This is a genomic window from Streptomyces sp. CNT360 (assembly GCF_000424785.1).
The window spans coordinates 32,012-46,116 of sequence record NZ_KE384249.1 but is presented as its reverse complement, the minus strand read 5'-3'; the positions used below and the strand labels follow the sequence as shown (position 1 = coordinate 46,116).

The 14,105-nt window shown below is 75.0% G+C and carries 11 protein-coding genes and 1 pseudogene; 4 read left to right on the top strand and 8 right to left on the bottom strand.

Translation table 11 applies throughout. From position 1 onward, the window contains the following. Both H297_RS40035 and H297_RS43520 read right to left on the bottom strand, forming a co-directional pair. Positions 1–504 (bottom strand): HAD-IA family hydrolase (locus tag H297_RS40035; protein ID WP_037795962.1); only part of this gene is annotated, 504 nt, incomplete at its 3' end. A gap of 93 nt (positions 505–597) precedes the next feature. Further along, a complete protein-coding gene (locus tag H297_RS43520) occupies positions 598–1,134 on the bottom strand; it encodes a TroA family protein (RefSeq protein ID WP_158693790.1) in 537 nt (178 codons plus the stop codon). A gap of 72 nt (positions 1,135–1,206) precedes the next feature. On the opposite strand from H297_RS43520, the gene H297_RS0133485 reads away from it, so the two are divergent. Then, positions 1,207–1,926: an HAD family hydrolase gene (locus H297_RS0133485; RefSeq protein WP_106959754.1), complete on the top strand. Its 720-nt coding sequence runs from the start codon at positions 1,207–1,209 to the stop codon at positions 1,924–1,926. Positions 1,927–1,948: 22 nt separating this feature from the next. On the opposite strand, the gene H297_RS0133480 is transcribed toward H297_RS0133485, so the two are convergent. Further along, positions 1,949–2,188, bottom strand: a complete 240-nt coding sequence (locus tag H297_RS0133480; RefSeq protein WP_078515048.1) for a hypothetical protein — start codon at positions 2,186–2,188, stop codon at positions 1,949–1,951. 312 nt (positions 2,189–2,500) lie between these two features. On the opposite strand from H297_RS0133480, the gene H297_RS0133475 reads away from it, so the two are divergent. After that, positions 2,501–2,884 carry a cold-shock protein gene (locus H297_RS0133475; RefSeq protein ID WP_027740590.1) on the top strand — a complete coding sequence of 128 codons (384 nt, stop codon included), beginning with the start codon at positions 2,501–2,503 and terminating at the stop codon, positions 2,882–2,884. A 198-nt stretch (positions 2,885–3,082) separates the two neighbouring features. On the opposite strand, the gene H297_RS0133470 is transcribed toward H297_RS0133475, so the two are convergent. From H297_RS0133470 to H297_RS0133455, 4 genes are all read right to left on the bottom strand, one after another. After that, entirely contained in the window at positions 3,083–3,964 is an 882-nt protein-coding gene (locus tag H297_RS0133470; protein ID WP_027740589.1) for a 1,4-dihydroxy-6-naphtoate synthase, read from the bottom strand. 22 nt (positions 3,965–3,986) lie between these two features. Beyond that, positions 3,987–4,661, bottom strand: coding sequence for a futalosine hydrolase (locus tag H297_RS0133465; RefSeq protein WP_027740588.1), 675 nt, complete (start codon positions 4,659–4,661; stop codon positions 3,987–3,989). Between the two features lie 68 nt (positions 4,662–4,729). Further along, positions 4,730–5,251, bottom strand: coding sequence for a hypothetical protein (locus H297_RS0133460; protein ID WP_027740587.1), 522 nt, complete (start codon positions 5,249–5,251; stop codon positions 4,730–4,732). 649 nt (positions 5,252–5,900) lie between these two features. After that, on the bottom strand, positions 5,901–7,235 hold the full coding sequence (locus tag H297_RS0133455; protein WP_027740586.1) for an MFS transporter: 1,335 nt from the start codon (positions 7,233–7,235) through the stop codon (positions 5,901–5,903). Between the two features lie 300 nt (positions 7,236–7,535). Between H297_RS0133455 and H297_RS40025 the strand changes: the two are divergent. Together H297_RS40025 and H297_RS0133445 are read left to right on the top strand one after the other, a co-directional pair. Next, positions 7,536–8,405, top strand: a pseudogene (locus H297_RS40025) (DUF3027 domain-containing protein); the annotation flags it as partial. A gap of 1,034 nt (positions 8,406–9,439) precedes the next feature. Further along, positions 9,440–12,676: a sacsin N-terminal ATP-binding-like domain-containing protein gene (locus H297_RS0133445; protein WP_486589783.1), complete on the top strand. Its 3,237-nt coding sequence runs from the start codon at positions 9,440–9,442 to the stop codon at positions 12,674–12,676. Between the two features lie 66 nt (positions 12,677–12,742). On the opposite strand, the gene H297_RS40020 is transcribed toward H297_RS0133445, so the two are convergent. After that, entirely contained in the window at positions 12,743–14,095 is a 1,353-nt protein-coding gene (locus H297_RS40020; protein ID WP_051352409.1) for a hypothetical protein, read from the bottom strand. Between the last annotated feature and the right edge of the window lie 10 nt (positions 14,096–14,105).

Genomic DNA, 14,105 nt, shown 5'->3' with positions numbered 1-14,105 from the left:
CTCGCCGGCCGTGCGGTAGGCCCGCGGATCCGGCTTGTAGGTGCGGGCGAGCTCGGCGGACAGGATGCAGTCGAAACGCAGCCCGGCGTGCTTGGTGAGGCGGCTCAGCAGGCCGATGCCCCCGTTGGACAGCGTCGCCGTCAGATGGGTTCTGCGCAGCTGTGCGAGTCCGGGTGCCGCGTCGGGCCAGGGGCGCAGCCGGTGCCAGGCGCCGACGAGTTCGGCGCGGTCGGCCCCGGTGAGCGCGTCGAGTCCGTGTGCGGTGAGGACCTCGTCGAGCATGCGGCGGTGGAGCACGTCCAGAGTCCGGTAGGGCAGTTCCCCGTCGAGGACCTGCCGCAGCGTCGGGCGGTACCGGTGCCGCCAGGCGTCGGCGACGGCGGACCAGTCGGCGTGCAGCCCTGCCCGGCCTCCGACGCGGGCGACCTCGTCCCGGATGCTCGACCGCCAGTCGGTGAGCGTCCCGAAGACATCGAAGAGTACGGCGTCGAGAGCGTGCGTCATGGTGCCATCGTCCCGGCAGGCGGCACGCCAGGGCGAGAGGCGCCGGCAGGTGATCTCGGGCGAGTCCGTCGGCCGGGGCCGAAGGCCGGGCCGTCAGCGCGGCAGGTCGGCCTCCAGCTCGTCCAGGATCCGGTCGGCGGCCGTGTAGCCGATGCCCTGGATCCACAGCTCGTCACCGACTGGAAGGCACGGCGCTCCGCACGGCGCGCATGGTCTTCCGCAGCGGACTCCTGACGGCCTTGACCTCACCGGACTTGGCCGCGTCGCTGAAGGCGGTGTAGAAGACGGCGTCCGCGTCGCCCTTGTCGACCTGTTCGGGGCCGACCTCCATCGCCGGCCCGCCGAGATCCTCGGCCCGCTTGGCGGCGGCGGACGGGAGGGGCCCACGTCCTTCAGCACGGTGCCGATGTACGCCTTCTCGCCGTGGACACGGGTGTCGCCGCCCTCCTGGAAGCGGATGACACCCGTCTCGACACCGGCGGCCCGCTTCGCCCCGCCGAGCGCCTCGGTGACCTGCCGGGTGTGGGACCGGTAGCCGGCCAGCACCTTGCGGGCCTCCGCCTGTGCGCCGAGCGTGGCGGCGTGCACCTGGAAGTTCTTCTTCCACGGGTAGCCGGTGGTCTCCGTCATCACCGCCGACGGGGGAGAGGGCGGCGGGGCGAGCAGGAGGGGAAGGCGGGGCCGCCCGTGCGGCAAGGCAGAATGTTCGACATGGTTTCGCACGCCCCGTTCCGGTCCGCGACGGCGGGACCGTCCGGCTCCCCCGACGCGTCGCCCGGGCCGTCCCCGGCGTCGGGCCCGTCCGGCCCCACGGTCGGGTTCGACCTCGACATGACGCTGATCGACTCCCGCCCCGGCATCCACGCCACCTGGTGCCGACTGGCGCAGGAGACGGGCGTGCCCATCGACGCGGACCTGGTCGTCACCCGGCTCGGCCCGCCCCTGGTGCAGGAGATGGCGTACTGGTTCCCGAAGGCGGAGATCCCCGCGCGGACGGCACGCTACCGGGAGCTCTACCCCGACCACGCCATCGAACCGACCACCGCCATGCCGGGGGCCCGCGCCGCGCTGGACGCCGTCCGGGCTGCGGGCGGGCGCACGCTGGTCGTCACCGCCAAGCACGGGCCCAGCGCGCAACTCCACCTCGACCACCTCGGCCTGCACCCCGACGTGCTGGTCGGCGAGCTGTGGGCGGAGGGCAAGGCGGAGGCGCTGACCGCGCACGGCGCCGCCGTGTACGTCGGTGACCACGTCGGCGACGTGCGGGGCGCCCGGACGGCAGGCGCCCGATCCGTCGCCGTCGCCACCGGACCCTGCTCGGAGGCGGAGCTGGCCGAGGCGGGCGCCGACGCGGTGCTGCCCGACCTGACGGCGTTCCCCTCCTGGCTGGCGGACTTCACCGGGCGGCCACGGGGCGTGTGACCGGACGCCGAGCGGCCCGGGATCAGCCCCCGTGGGCCGCGCGGCGCTGCGCCAGCGCGGTGCGTACGACGCCGACGGCCGCCAGCACGAACCCCAGCCCCATCAGCATGCAGACCAGGTAGGCGGGCGCCGGGAACGGCGTGCTGCCCAGGAACAGCGGGGCCACCGTGACGACCGTGGCCACGGCGCCGATCAGGAAGACGATCCCGCCGATGCGTACGAGAAGATCACCGGCGGACGGAGTTTCAGTGTTCACCCACACAGGGTAGGTCGGGTGGCGGGTGCTCCACCGGCGGGGCACCCGGCTCGTCGGAGGGACACGCTCCGGATGCGACCGGCGCCACCTCGCAGCCGATGGCACCTTGCCACGGCGCCCCGGGCCATTAACCTTGGTGATGGCGGGTCCTACGGCCCGCCCGACTGTTCTTCCGGGGGATCGGGGGTCGTGTTGTCGGGGTTCGCCAGCGGCGGTCCCGGGGCCTGACCCGCCCCAGCACAGCAGCGCCAGCCCATCAGCCAGTTTCCAGCAGCCCCTTCCCGGTGCTTCCGGACGAGTACGAGGACGAGGACAGACGTGCCTACCGGCAAGGTCAAGTGGTTCAACAACGAGAAGGGCTTCGGCTTCCTCTCCCGTGACGACGGCGGTGACGTCTTCGTGCACTCGTCCGTGCTCCCGGACGGTGTGGACACACTCAAGCCCGGACAGCGGGTCGATTTCGGCGTCGTCGCCGGACAGCGCGGCGACCAGGCGCTGTCCCTCACACTGCTGGACCCGGCCCCGTCCGTGGCGGCCGCACAGCGCCGCAAGCCGGACGAGCTCGCCTCGATCGTGCAGGACCTGACGACGCTGCTGGACGGCGTCTCCCAGTCCCTGGAGCGCGGCCGCTACCCCGACAGACAGAGCGGCCGCAAGATCGCCGGTCTCCTCCGCGCAGTAGCCGACCAACTGGACGTCTGACCCCCACCCCGCGGCCCCCGCGCCTGCGGGGGCGCGGGGAACGGCGCACTCAGCCGAAGCGCACCCGCACGGGGCCGCTCACCGCAGTCCGACGGTGAGGGCCCCACCCACTCCGGGGTGAACCCGCCCCTCAAGGCGAGCCCGCTCCTCAAGGCGAGCCCGCTCCTCAAGGCGAGCCCGCCCGTCAGGCGTACCGCTTCACGGGAAGTCGAGAGCTCCGGGCGTCAACGCGGGCACCAGTCCCTCCCCCGCAGCCCGGGACAACAACCCGCGCACCGCCCCGTAACCGTCCTCCCCCAACTCCTCGGTGAACTCGTTCACGTACAACCCGATGTGCTGCTCGGCCACCGCCGGATCCATCTCCTGCGCATGCGCGAGCACATACGGCCTGGAAGCCTCCGGGTCCTTCCACGCCGTCCGCACGGAGGCGCGAATGGTCTCCGCGAGCGCCCCCAGCACCTCCGCCCCCAACGACCGCTTCGCGATGATCGCGCCGAGCGGGATCGGCAGCCCGGTGGTCGCCTCCCAGTGCTCGCCCATGTCGGCGAGCTTGTGCAGCCCGTACTGCTGGTAGGTGAAGCGGGCCTCGTGGATGACCAGCCCCGCGTCGACCGCCCCGTCCCGAACGGCGGGCATGATCTCGTGGAACGGCAGCACCACGATCTCCCCGACCCCGCCGGGCACCTCGGCCGCCGCCCACAGCCGGAAGAGCAGGTAGGCGGTCGACCGCTCGCTGGGCACGGCCACCTTCTTCCCGCCGAGCGCCGCCGCGCCCCCCGCCGCGCCCCCCGCGGCGGTGAGCACCAGCGGCCCGCAACCGCGCCCCAGCGCACCGCCGCACGGCAGCAGCGCGTACTCCCGCAGCACCCACGGCAGCACCGCGTACGACACCTTCAGTACGTCCAGCTCGCCACGTTCGGCCATGCCGTTGGTGACGTCGATGTCGGCGAAGGTCACCGATGGCGGGGCCGGGGCCGCCTCGGCGATCCGGCCGTGCGCCCACGCGTCGAAGACGAACGTGTCGTTGGGGCAGGGGGAGTAGGCGATCGAGAGGGGAGGCAGCGGGGAGGTGGTGGCCATGACGACATCCTTCTGTGCGGTGCTACGGGACCAGCGCGCCGAAGGCGGCCGTGAGGGCGGCCAGCGCCTGCGGTATCCGCCAGGCGGCACGGTCCCGGGGGCCGACGGCGTTGGAGACGGAACGGATCTCAAGAGCGGGTACTCCGCCCGCGTGCGCGGCTGCCTCGGCGACGCCGAAGCCCTCCATCGCCTCCGCGGCGGCGGCCGGGTGGCGGGCCAGGAGGTGGTCCGCGCGCTGCCGGGTGCCGGTGGTCGTCGAGACGGTGAGGACGTCTCCCCGGTGGCCGCCGGTCGCCTCGGCGGCGGCCGCCACCAGGTCGGGCGGCGGCAGATGCGTGTCGAGACCGAAGCCGAGCTCGGCGACGGACGCGAAGCCGGCCGGTCCGTCGGGGCCCGGGGGCAGTTCGGCACCCAGGTCGGCGGCGACGATGCGGTCGGCGACGACGAGGTCGCCGACCTGTACTCCGGCCGCGGCGAACCCGCCGCCGATGCCTGCCGCCACGACCAGCTCGTAGGGGCGGCCCTCGCGCGCCGCCGCGCCCAGGGCGCTCGCCGTGCGGGCCGCGGCGGCGGCGGGACCGACCCCGCCTTCGATCACCTCGACGTGCGCGGCCCGCTCGCCGGTGGCCGCGGCCACCGCCTCGCACTCGGCGGGCACGGCTGCCACGACCAGGACCCGCGCACACCGCTCCAGCACGTCGTCGCCTCCCGGGTGGGGCCGCCGCACGGGCCGTGGCCCGGCGTGCCCGTCAGTTGTGCGGGTCTTCAGCTGTTGCTGTTCTTCAGGTTCACGTGCCAGACGCCGTTGAAGTCCCCTCCGGCGGTCTGCACGACGGTGACCTCGACGTTCTTCTTCGGCGCCGAGGGCTGGCCGGAGGAGGAGGACTGCTGGAAGAAGGCGTCGCCCTGGAAGGAGTAGTACGTCTTCTTCAGCGGCTCGGGCAGCGCGGGCTTCCCGTCGACCAGGACCAGCCAGCCGTCGTCGGCGGTCTCCGGGTCGACGCCGATCCGCAGCTTGTCGCCGGCGCTGACGTCGACGGTCTTGTCGGCCTTCTTGCCGAGACACTTGCGTACGTCGTCCTGCGGGATGGCCTTGCCGTCGTCGTAGCAGGCGGCCTCGCTGGAGACGGAGTCCCCGCCGACCGTCGAGGTCACCATGGGGCTCGGCTGCGTGCCGCACGCCGAGAGGGCGACGAGGCCGAGCGAGGCGGCACCGAGGGCGGAGGCGGTGCGCACGCCCCGCCGCGACTGTGACGACATGCGGCCCTGCCGCGCGAGCTTGCTCATGCGGGCAGGCTATCGGGCGGCCCCGACTCCACCGCGCGCGGGTGCGGCGTGCCGCGGCTTCCCCGGCCGTCGCCCGGCCGGGGTCCACCCGCCTCACGCTCACCCCCGCCGAGGGGGGCCGACCGCACCCCGGCGCGGCCCGACGCACCCCGGCCCGGCCCGTCGCGGGCCCGCCCGGCCCGGCCGAACACCCGGCGTCCGTCCGCGGCGGGGCCGAGTCCGGTTGTCCGTCCGTGTGCGGGTCGGTGGGGGGGCTGGTCGTTGTCCGGTGCTGTGTCGGTTTGGGTTCGGTGTCCGTGTGGGGTGGGGCGGGGTCCGGTTGTTCGTCCGTCCGTGGGTCGGCGGGGGCCTGGCCGCTGTTCGGTGCTGTGCTGGTGTGGGTTCGGTGTCCGTCCGGGGCGGGGCCGCGTCCGGTTGTCCGTCCGTGGGTCGGTGGGGGGCTGGCCGCCGTGCGGTGCTGCGTCGGTTTGGGTTCGGTGTCCGTGTGGGGCGGGGCGGCGCCCCGTTGGCTGCCGAGCTCGGGCGACGGGGGCGGCCACCGTTCGACGGCGTCCGGGCGTCCGCCCGGCAGCCGTTCCCGTCGGCGGGCAACTGTCCGGCGTCCGCCAGGCAACCGTGCGACCGCGGGTCAGGACCCCGGGGCGGGGCGTCACGCGACGCGGGAGTGGGGGCCGCCGCGGCGGGCGGCGCTCAGCAGGCCGCGGGCGGCGGTCAGGACGCCGGCGGCCACCACGGCGGCGCCCACGGCCATACCGAGCCGTCCCACCAGGGGGAGGGCCATGGCCAGGGCACCGCCGAGCACCCACGACATCTGCATCAGGGTCTCGGAGCGGGCGAAGGCGGAGGTGCGCACCTGCTCGGGGACGTCGCGCTGGATGATCGCGTCCAGCGCCAGCTTGCCCAGTGCCTGCACGATCCCGGCGACGGCGGCGACGCCGGTGACCGTGACGGTGCCGTACAGCGCGGCGGCCGTCAGCGTCGCGCCCAGGGCGCAGAACAGCACCACCGTGATGATCACTTCGGGTCCGCGGGCGCGCAGCCAGGCGCCCAGCGCCGTGCCGAGGGCGTTGCCCGCACCGGCCGCGACGCCGGCCAGGCCCAGGGACACGGCCGCCGACAGACCGTCGAACGGGTGCTCGCGCAGCAGGAAGGCGAGGAAGAAGGTGAGGAACCCGGACAGCGCGCGCAGCGCGGCGTTGCCGCACAGGGCGCTGAGCACCGGTACGCCGACGGTCCGCAGTCCCGGCCGCGCCGAGCGGGCCAGCTTCGCCGGGCGCTCGCCCTTGGCCGAGTCGACCTTGGGGTCGAGGGAGAAGGACAGGAAGGCACCGAGCAGGAAGACCGCGCACGCCCCGTACAGCGGCCACGGCGGGCCCAGCGCATGCAGCCCCGCACCGGCGGGCGCGGCGGCACCGGTGGCCAGCAGCCCGGCGAGGGTGACCCGCGAGTTGGCCTTGACCAGGGAGATCCGCGGCGGCAGCAGCCGCGGCACCACGGCGGAGCGCACCACGCCGTACGCCTTGGAGGAGACCAGCACCCCCAGTGCCGCCGGGTACAGCTCCAGCCCACCCGTCGCCACGGCGCCCGCCATGGTCACCGCCAGCACGGCGCGGGCCAGCATCGCGGTGGCCATCGCGGCGCGCCGCCCGTGCGGGACGCGGTCGAGCAGGGGCCCGACCACGGGCGCGAGGAGAGCGAAGGGCGCCATGGTCACGGCGAGGTAGAGGGCGACACGGCCGCGGGCCTCACCGGTGGGGACGGAGAAGAAGACGGTGGAGGCGAGGGCCACCGTGATGAGCATGTCGCCCGCCGAGTTGACGGCGTGCAGCTCGATGAGTTTGCCGAGTCCCGACTCGCCGGCGCCGCTCGCGTGGGTGGCGCGCCGGACGCGGCGGGCCAGGGCGGCCGGCGGGCGCGACAGCGCGCGCCCGGCACGGCCGAGGGGGCCGTGTCCGCTGCGGTTGCCGTGCGTGTCGACAGGCACGCCGTTCAGTGTGCCCCAGATCGTGCCGCCTGCTTCTTCTCGCGGGCGGCCTGCCGGTTTCTCCGCGAAGCGGGCGGTTCGGCCGCGGTGGAAGGCTGGCTGCGGATTTCTTCCGTGACCCTGTGGGGTAGCGTGGGTGAACGGTGCGCACCGTATGGCCTTTGAGCGCGGGCGCGGACGTCGCAGCGGCCACCCGGTCCCGCTCCGTCCCCGACCCGGCCCCTCCACTCGTGGCCGTCCGGGCAGCGCACGCCGACAACGGCGCTACGGCGTAGGAGAGACGATTCTTGTGAGTGCTGCATGACTGCCGCGACCCGGAGTGCGAGCCGCGGTGCGCGGAGCCGGCGCGCCCCCGACCAGCTGTGTGCCGAGGCCGTCGAGCCGGCCCGTGCCGCGGCCGAGGAGGCGGCTGCCCCCGGCGACGTCGGGGAGTGGCTGGAGGCCGTCGCCGACGGGGACCGGGTGGTCACTCACTTCTTCGCGGCCCGCGAGCCCGGTTACCGGGGGTGGCGCTGGGCCGTGACGGTCACCCGTGCCTCCCGGGCCCGGAACGTCACCGTCGACGAGTCGGTGCTGCTGCCCGGTCCGGACGCGCTGCTGGCCCCCGAGTGGGTGCCCTGGAGCGAGCGGCTGCGCCCCGGCGACCTGGGCCCCGGGGACCTGCTGCCGACGGACGCGGACGACCTGCGTCTGGAGCCGGGCTTCTCCGGTGAGGACGAGCCGCTGCCCGGTTCTCCCGTCGCCGAGCGGGAGCCGGACGAGCCGGGCCCCACGCGCGCGGCCATCGGCGCCGTCGCCGAGGAGCCGGGCATGGGCAGGCCCCGGGTGCTGTCCCGGTACGGGCTGCACACCGCGGCCGACCGCTGGGAGGAGTCGTACGGCCCCAAGACGCCGATGGCGCAGGCGGCCCCGGCCAACTGTGTGAGCTGCGGTTTCCTGGTGCCGCTCGGGGGTTCGCTGCGGCAGGCGTTCGGGGTCTGCGCCAACGAGTACAGCTCGGCCGACGGCCATGTGGTCTCCCTCGCCTTCGGCTGCGGCGGCCACTCGGAGGCGGCCGTCATGCCGCGTCCCCCGCAGCCGCCGCCCCCGGTGATCGACGAGACGCTTGCCGACCCCTTCGGTCTCCGGGACGACCCCAGGGACGACGCGGGCCCCCTCCCGCAGGACGCCCCGTCGGAAGGTTCCGCCACGGAGGGCTCCACCGCCGGGAGCTCACCCGCGCCGGACCCCTCCGCCGAGGAGCCCGCTGCGGAGAGCTCCCCCGCGGAGAGCTCGACTGCGCAGCGTTCCGCCACCAAGGGCTCGGCCGCCAGGGGGTCCGCCGCGAAGAGGTCCTCCGCCAAGCGTTCCGCCGCCAAGGGCTCCTCGGCGAACGGCTCTTCCGCGAACGGTTCCGCTGCGAAGGGGTCGGCTGACAAGGGTTCCTCCACCGAGGGCTCGGCCGCCGAGAGCCCGACCGCGAAGGGTTCCGCCGAGGGTTCGGCTGCCACCGAGGGTTCCTCCGCCAAGGGTTCTTCCGCGAAGGGCTCGGCCGCCAAGCGTTCCTCCACCAAAAGCTCCTCCGCGAAGGGCTCCGCGAAGGGTTCGGCCGCTGAGGGCTCCTCCGCCAAGGGCTCGGCCACCAAGGGTTCCTCCGCCAAGGGCTCTTCCGGCGAGGGCTCTTCAGCGAACGGTTCCTCCGCCGAGGGTCCGGCCTCCGAGGGCTCGGCCTCCAAGGGCTCCTCCGCGAAGGGCTCCTCGGCGAAGGGCTCCTCCGCGAAGGGTTCGGCCGCCGAGGGCTCCTCCGCGAAGGGCTCCTCCGCCAGGGGCTCGGCCACCAAGGGTTCCTCCGCGAAGGGCTCTTCCACCAAGGGCTCTTCCGGCGAGGGCTCTTCAGCGAACGGTTCCTCCGCCGAGGGTCCGGCCTCCGAGGGCTCCTCCGCCAAGGACTCCTCCGCGAAGGGTTCGGCCGCCGAGGGTCCGGCCTCCAAGGGGGGCTCCGGGAAGAAGACCGCCGCTGAAAGGCCGGCCACCAAGGGTTCCGCGAAGAGCTCGGCGAGGGGCTCCGCGAAGGGCTGAGCAGCTGAGCGGAGGCGGGTGGCACGGCGGCGTGCCGTAACCTTCCCTCTCGCCCGAACCTTCCTTCCCGCACGGCACCGACGTGCGGACGGGCGGGGACGGGCGGCAGAACGGGGCGGGATGCGAGCGTCGAGGAGGCCGGTGGCGTGAGGGACACCTTCGGACAGGCGGTGGGGGACACGTCCCACGCCGCCCCCGCGGACACGTTCGCGACCGCACGGTTGCGGCAGGGCGTACTGGACGCGTGGCGGGCGTCCGCGGCGCGGTTCAGGGAGGACGCCAACGCCGAGCAGGACCTGGCGCTGGGCGGTTACCGCGACCGGCTGGTGGTCGAGCTCGCCCAGAACGCCTCGGACGCCGCGGCCCGCGCCGGTGTGCCCGGCAGGCTGCGGCTCACCCTCTCCGCCGACTCCACACTGACCGCCGCCAACACCGGGCAGCCGCTCGACGCCGCCGGGGTCGCCTCGCTCTCCACGCTGCGGGCCTCCGCGAAACGGGACGAGTCCGACCGGGCCGCCGTCGGGCGTTTCGGGGTGGGCTTCTCCGCCGTGCTGGCCGTCACCGACGAGCCCGCCGTCGCCGCGCGTTCGGGACAGGGGGTGCGCTGGTCGCTGGCCGAGGCCCGGGAGCTGACCCGGCAGGCCGCAGCGGGCGAACCGGATCTGGCGGCGGAGCTGGAGCACCGCCAGGGGCACGTACCGCTGCTGCGGCTGCCGCTGCCCGCGACGTGGGAACAGCCCGTGGTGCCCGCCGGGTACGACACGGCTGTCCTGCTGCCGCTGCGCGACGAGGCGGCGCGTTCCCTGACCCGCCGGCTGCTGGACTCGGTGGACGACGCCCTGCTGCTGGCGCTGCCCGGGTTGAGCGAGGTCGTCGTCGACAGCGAGCAGGACGGTGGCCAGGTCCGCACTCTGACCCGCCACGACGAGGGCCCTTTCGTGCGGATCGAGGACTCCGCACACGGCACCACCCGGTGGCGGCTCGCGAGCGCGAGCGGCGTCGCCGATCCCGGACTGCTCGCGGACCGGCCCGTGGAGGAGCGGGCGCGTCCGGGTTGGTCGGTCACCTGGGCGGTCCCCGTCGACGAGGAGGGCGCCCCGGCCGAGCCGCGGACCGACGCCTGTGTGCACGCGCCCACCCCGACCGACGAACCGCTGGGCTTCCGCGCCCTGCTGCTGGCCTCCTTCCCGCTGGAGCCCACCCGCCGCCATGTGGCGCCCGGACCGCTGACCCGGTTCCTGCTGGAGCGGGCCGCCGACGCCTACGCCGAACTGCTGCGCGACTGGCACCCGGTGTCCGTCTCCGCCCTCGACCTGGTGCCGGGGCCGCTCGGGCTCGGTGAACTGGACGGGGAGCTGCGCGCCCTCGTGCTGGAGAAGCTGCCCGCGGTGCCGTTCCTGGCGAGCGCGGCCACCCACCGGGAGGAGGGGGAGCCGCCGCAGTCGTACGCGCTGCGGCCGCGGGACGCCGAACTCGTCGAGGGCGCGGGCGCGGACACCGTCGCCGTCCTCGCGGAGCTCTTTCCCCACCTGCTGCCCGCCGGGCTGGAGCGCCGCCCCGAGCTGCGGGCCCTGGGTGTGCCCCGGGTGCCGCTGGGCGAGGCCGTGGACCGGCTCGCCGGTGTGGCGCGGGAGCCGGGCTGGTGGCGGGAGTTGTACGCCTCCCTCGCCGGTGTGGACCCCGAGCGGCTGACCGGGCTGCCGGTGCCGCTGGCCGACGGCCGCCGCGCGGTCGGCCCGCGCCACGTGCTGCTGCCGCTGCCGCAGGGTGCCGTAGCGCCCGGTGCCGAGGGCCCGGACGGGACGTGGGGGAGGCTGGCGCGGCTCGGGTTGCAGGTCGCGCACGCCGAGGCCGTCCACCCGCTGCTGGAGAAGCTGGGCGGCACGCCCGCCACCCCGCGCGCCGTCCTGACCACTCCGCAGGTGCGCGCCGCGGTCGCCGCCTCGCTGGACGCGGAGGAGAGCTGGGAGGAGGACGACGAGAGCCTTTCCCCGGACGAGCTGGCCGAGACGGTCCTCGCTCTGGTGCGCGACGCGCAGCTCGCGCCCGGCGAGGAGCCGTGGCTGGGCGCTCTCGCGCTGCCCGACGAGGACGGCGAGAGCGCGCCCGCCGCCGAACTCGTCCTGCCCGGCTCGGCGTTCGCCCGGGTGCTGCGCGAGGGGGAGCTGGCCGCCTGCGACGCCGAGCTGGCCGACCGCTGGGGCGCCGGGCCGCTGACAGCCGTCGGGGTGCAGGCCGACTTCGCGCTGGTCCGCGCCGAGAACGTGGTCCTGGACCCGGACGGTTTCGAGCCCCGCGACAGCGACTACCCCGAGCCCGACGATCCGGGGCTGCTGGACGCGGTCGACGTGTGGTGCGAGGACGTGCTCGACCAGTTGGCCGCAGACGGCGCCGACGGTGACGCCGACGCCGCCGACGGTATGGCCGTACCCCCCGTCGCCCTCGAACTGGTCGCCGTCCGCGACCTCGACCTCGTCGACGACGCGTGCTGGCCCGAGGCCCTGGCGATGCTGGCCCGCCCTCCGCTGCGGGACGCGCTGACCGCGCCGGTGCGGGTGCGCCTCGCCGACGGCACCGTCACCGACGTGCGCGCGTACACCGCCTGGTGGCTGCGCGGCCACCCCGTCCTGGACGGCCGCCGCCCCGCGGGACTGCGCGCCGCGGGCGCCGATCCGCTGCTGCGCGGCCTGTACGAGGAGGCCGATCCGGGCGAGGTCACCGACGACCGTGTCCTGCGGGCGCTGGGCGTGCGCACCACCGCCGCGGCGCTGCTGGCCGAACCCGGCGGCCCCGCGGAGCTCCTCACCCGCCTGGCCGACCCGGACGCGACCGTCGAGGCCGCCCAACTCCACGGCCTGCACACGCTGCTGGCCTCGGCCGGTCTCGACCCGGAGACGGTGACCCTGCCCGAGACCCTGCGGGCCGTGCGCGGCGGGACCACGGTCGTCGTGGACGCCGCCGAGGCCCTGGTGGCCGACGCGCCCGACGTCCTTCCCCTGCTGAGCGGCCGCCCTCTCCTCCCGGTGGCGCCGGCCCACGCCGCGGAGCTGGCCCGCCTGCTGGAGGTGCGCCCCGCCACCGAGGCCGCCGCCCGCCTGGTGCCCGAGGACCCGGGCACCCTGCGCGAGGTTCCTCCGGCTGTACGGGACCTGCTGCCCGGCGTTCCCGCCCACTACCGCGAGCACGAGGAACTGGTGCTCGGCGGCGTGGACGTGGACTGGCGCCGCGCCCCGGACGGGAGTCTCCACGCCGCCACCCTGGAAGGTCTCGCCTCGGCCCTGGCCTGGTCGGCGGGCGCCTGGCCCCGCCGCTTCGAGCTGACCGCCCTGCTGGAGGACCCCACCCGGGTGCCCGAACTCTCCCGGGCCCGCTGGTTCGACTGACCGGCGACGCGACTGCGCGGGCCGCTCCCGGGGCGCGCGTTTCGGGGCGCGGTGGCGGTGCGGGGCTCAGCCCTTGGTGCTGTAGACGGCGGCCAGCGGGGCGGGTCCGGAGCTGGGCTTGCTGATGTCGTCATGGCCCAGGTACAGGCGGCCGGCCGTGTAGCGGACGCGGGACGCGCCGATATCGAAGGAGGCCTCCGTCTTGCAGGCGGAGTCCTCGTTGTGCACGAGCGGGGCCTTCTTGAGGGTGGCCGCGTCGAGGCGCCAGACGGCGCCGCCCTTCTCGCTGCCCGTGTTCGCCTTCTGGTAGGCCAGCACGTCGCCGTGTGCGTCGAGGCCCATGGGGGCCAGCTCGCCGGAGTCCGTGCCGTCCGCCGCCCCGGTCTGCTTGCCGGTGCGCAGGTCGAAGGCGACGATGCCGTTCCTGGCGTCGGAGCCCGCCTCGACCGGTTCCTCCGTGCCCAGGTACAGGGAGTGTGCCTGCTTGCTGACGGCGACCTGCCGGCAGTCGGTGACCTTTGTGGCGGGGCATTCGACGTTGTACTTGCCGAACTTGCCGCCCTTCGCGCCGATGCTCGCCAGCACCCGCCCCCGCGTGCTGCTGGTGTCCACCGACAGGAACCGGGACGTCCCCGAGCCGCCTTGCGCCGTGCCGTCGTCGGCGGCGAGCACCAGCGGGTCGGCGGAGACGACGTGCACGTGCTCCGTCCCGGCGGGCAGCGCGTAGGTGGAGTCGGCGGCGCGCGTGCGCGGGTTCACCGTCTGGACCTTCAGGCGCGGGTGGTCGCTCGTCCCGCAGTCCCGTACGGCGACGAGCTTGTCGCCGAAGCCGGCGTATCCGTCGGCGGGGCACTTCTCCTCGGAGGAGGGGCCCCACAGCTGCCGGCCGCCGACGGTCCACCCGGCGCTGCCGCTGGTGCCGCCCGCGGCGACCGTGCCGCCGCCCACGGTGACCTCGTCGAACATCGTCGCGGAGGCGTCGCGCGGGGCCTGCTTGTGCCAGCGCAGCCTGCCCTGGTCCAGGTCGAGCAGGCCCACCTCGGTGCAGACGGAGGGGTCCTTCTTGTCGTTCTCGTAGACGACGGCGACCAGGCCGTCCTTCGTCGGTTCGGGGGACGACCAGCAGACCTTTCCGCCCAGGGGTACCGTCCAGGCGGGCCTGCCCCCGTCGAGCGGGTAGCCGACGACCTTCTTCAGGCCGGTCTTGACGAAGTGCTTGTCGGTCGTCCACATGCCCATGGATCCGGTCATCTCGCCGACCTTTGCCATGGGCACCTGGTGCGTCAGTTCCGCCTCGGAGGCGGCGTCCGCGGCGGCCTTGTCGCCGCCGCTCCCGCTCTCCTCGGGGCCGCAGCCGCTGACCAGCAGGGCTGCGGCCATGGCCGTCGCGGCGAGCGTCGGCACATGGGTACGGGGCATCGGATGTCTC

Bases quoted from the DNA above. Each gene is read 5' to 3' on its own strand.
- H297_RS0133460 (WP_027740587.1), bottom strand. From the start codon at position 5,251: ATGAGCAAGCTCGCGCGGCAGGGCCGCATGTCGTCACAGTCGCGGCGG.
- H297_RS43520 (WP_158693790.1), bottom strand. From the start codon at position 1,134: ATGACGGAGACCACCGGCTACCCGTGGAAGAAGAACTTCCAGGTGCAC.
- H297_RS0133470 (WP_027740589.1), bottom strand. From the start codon at position 3,964: ATGGCCACCACCTCCCCGCTGCCTCCCCTCTCGATCGCCTACTCCCCC.
- H297_RS40020 (WP_051352409.1), bottom strand. From the start codon at position 14,095: ATGCCCCGTACCCATGTGCCGACGCTCGCCGCGACGGCCATGGCCGCA.
- H297_RS0133485 (WP_106959754.1), top strand. From the start codon at position 1,207: ATGTTCGACATGGTTTCGCACGCCCCGTTCCGGTCCGCGACGGCGGGA.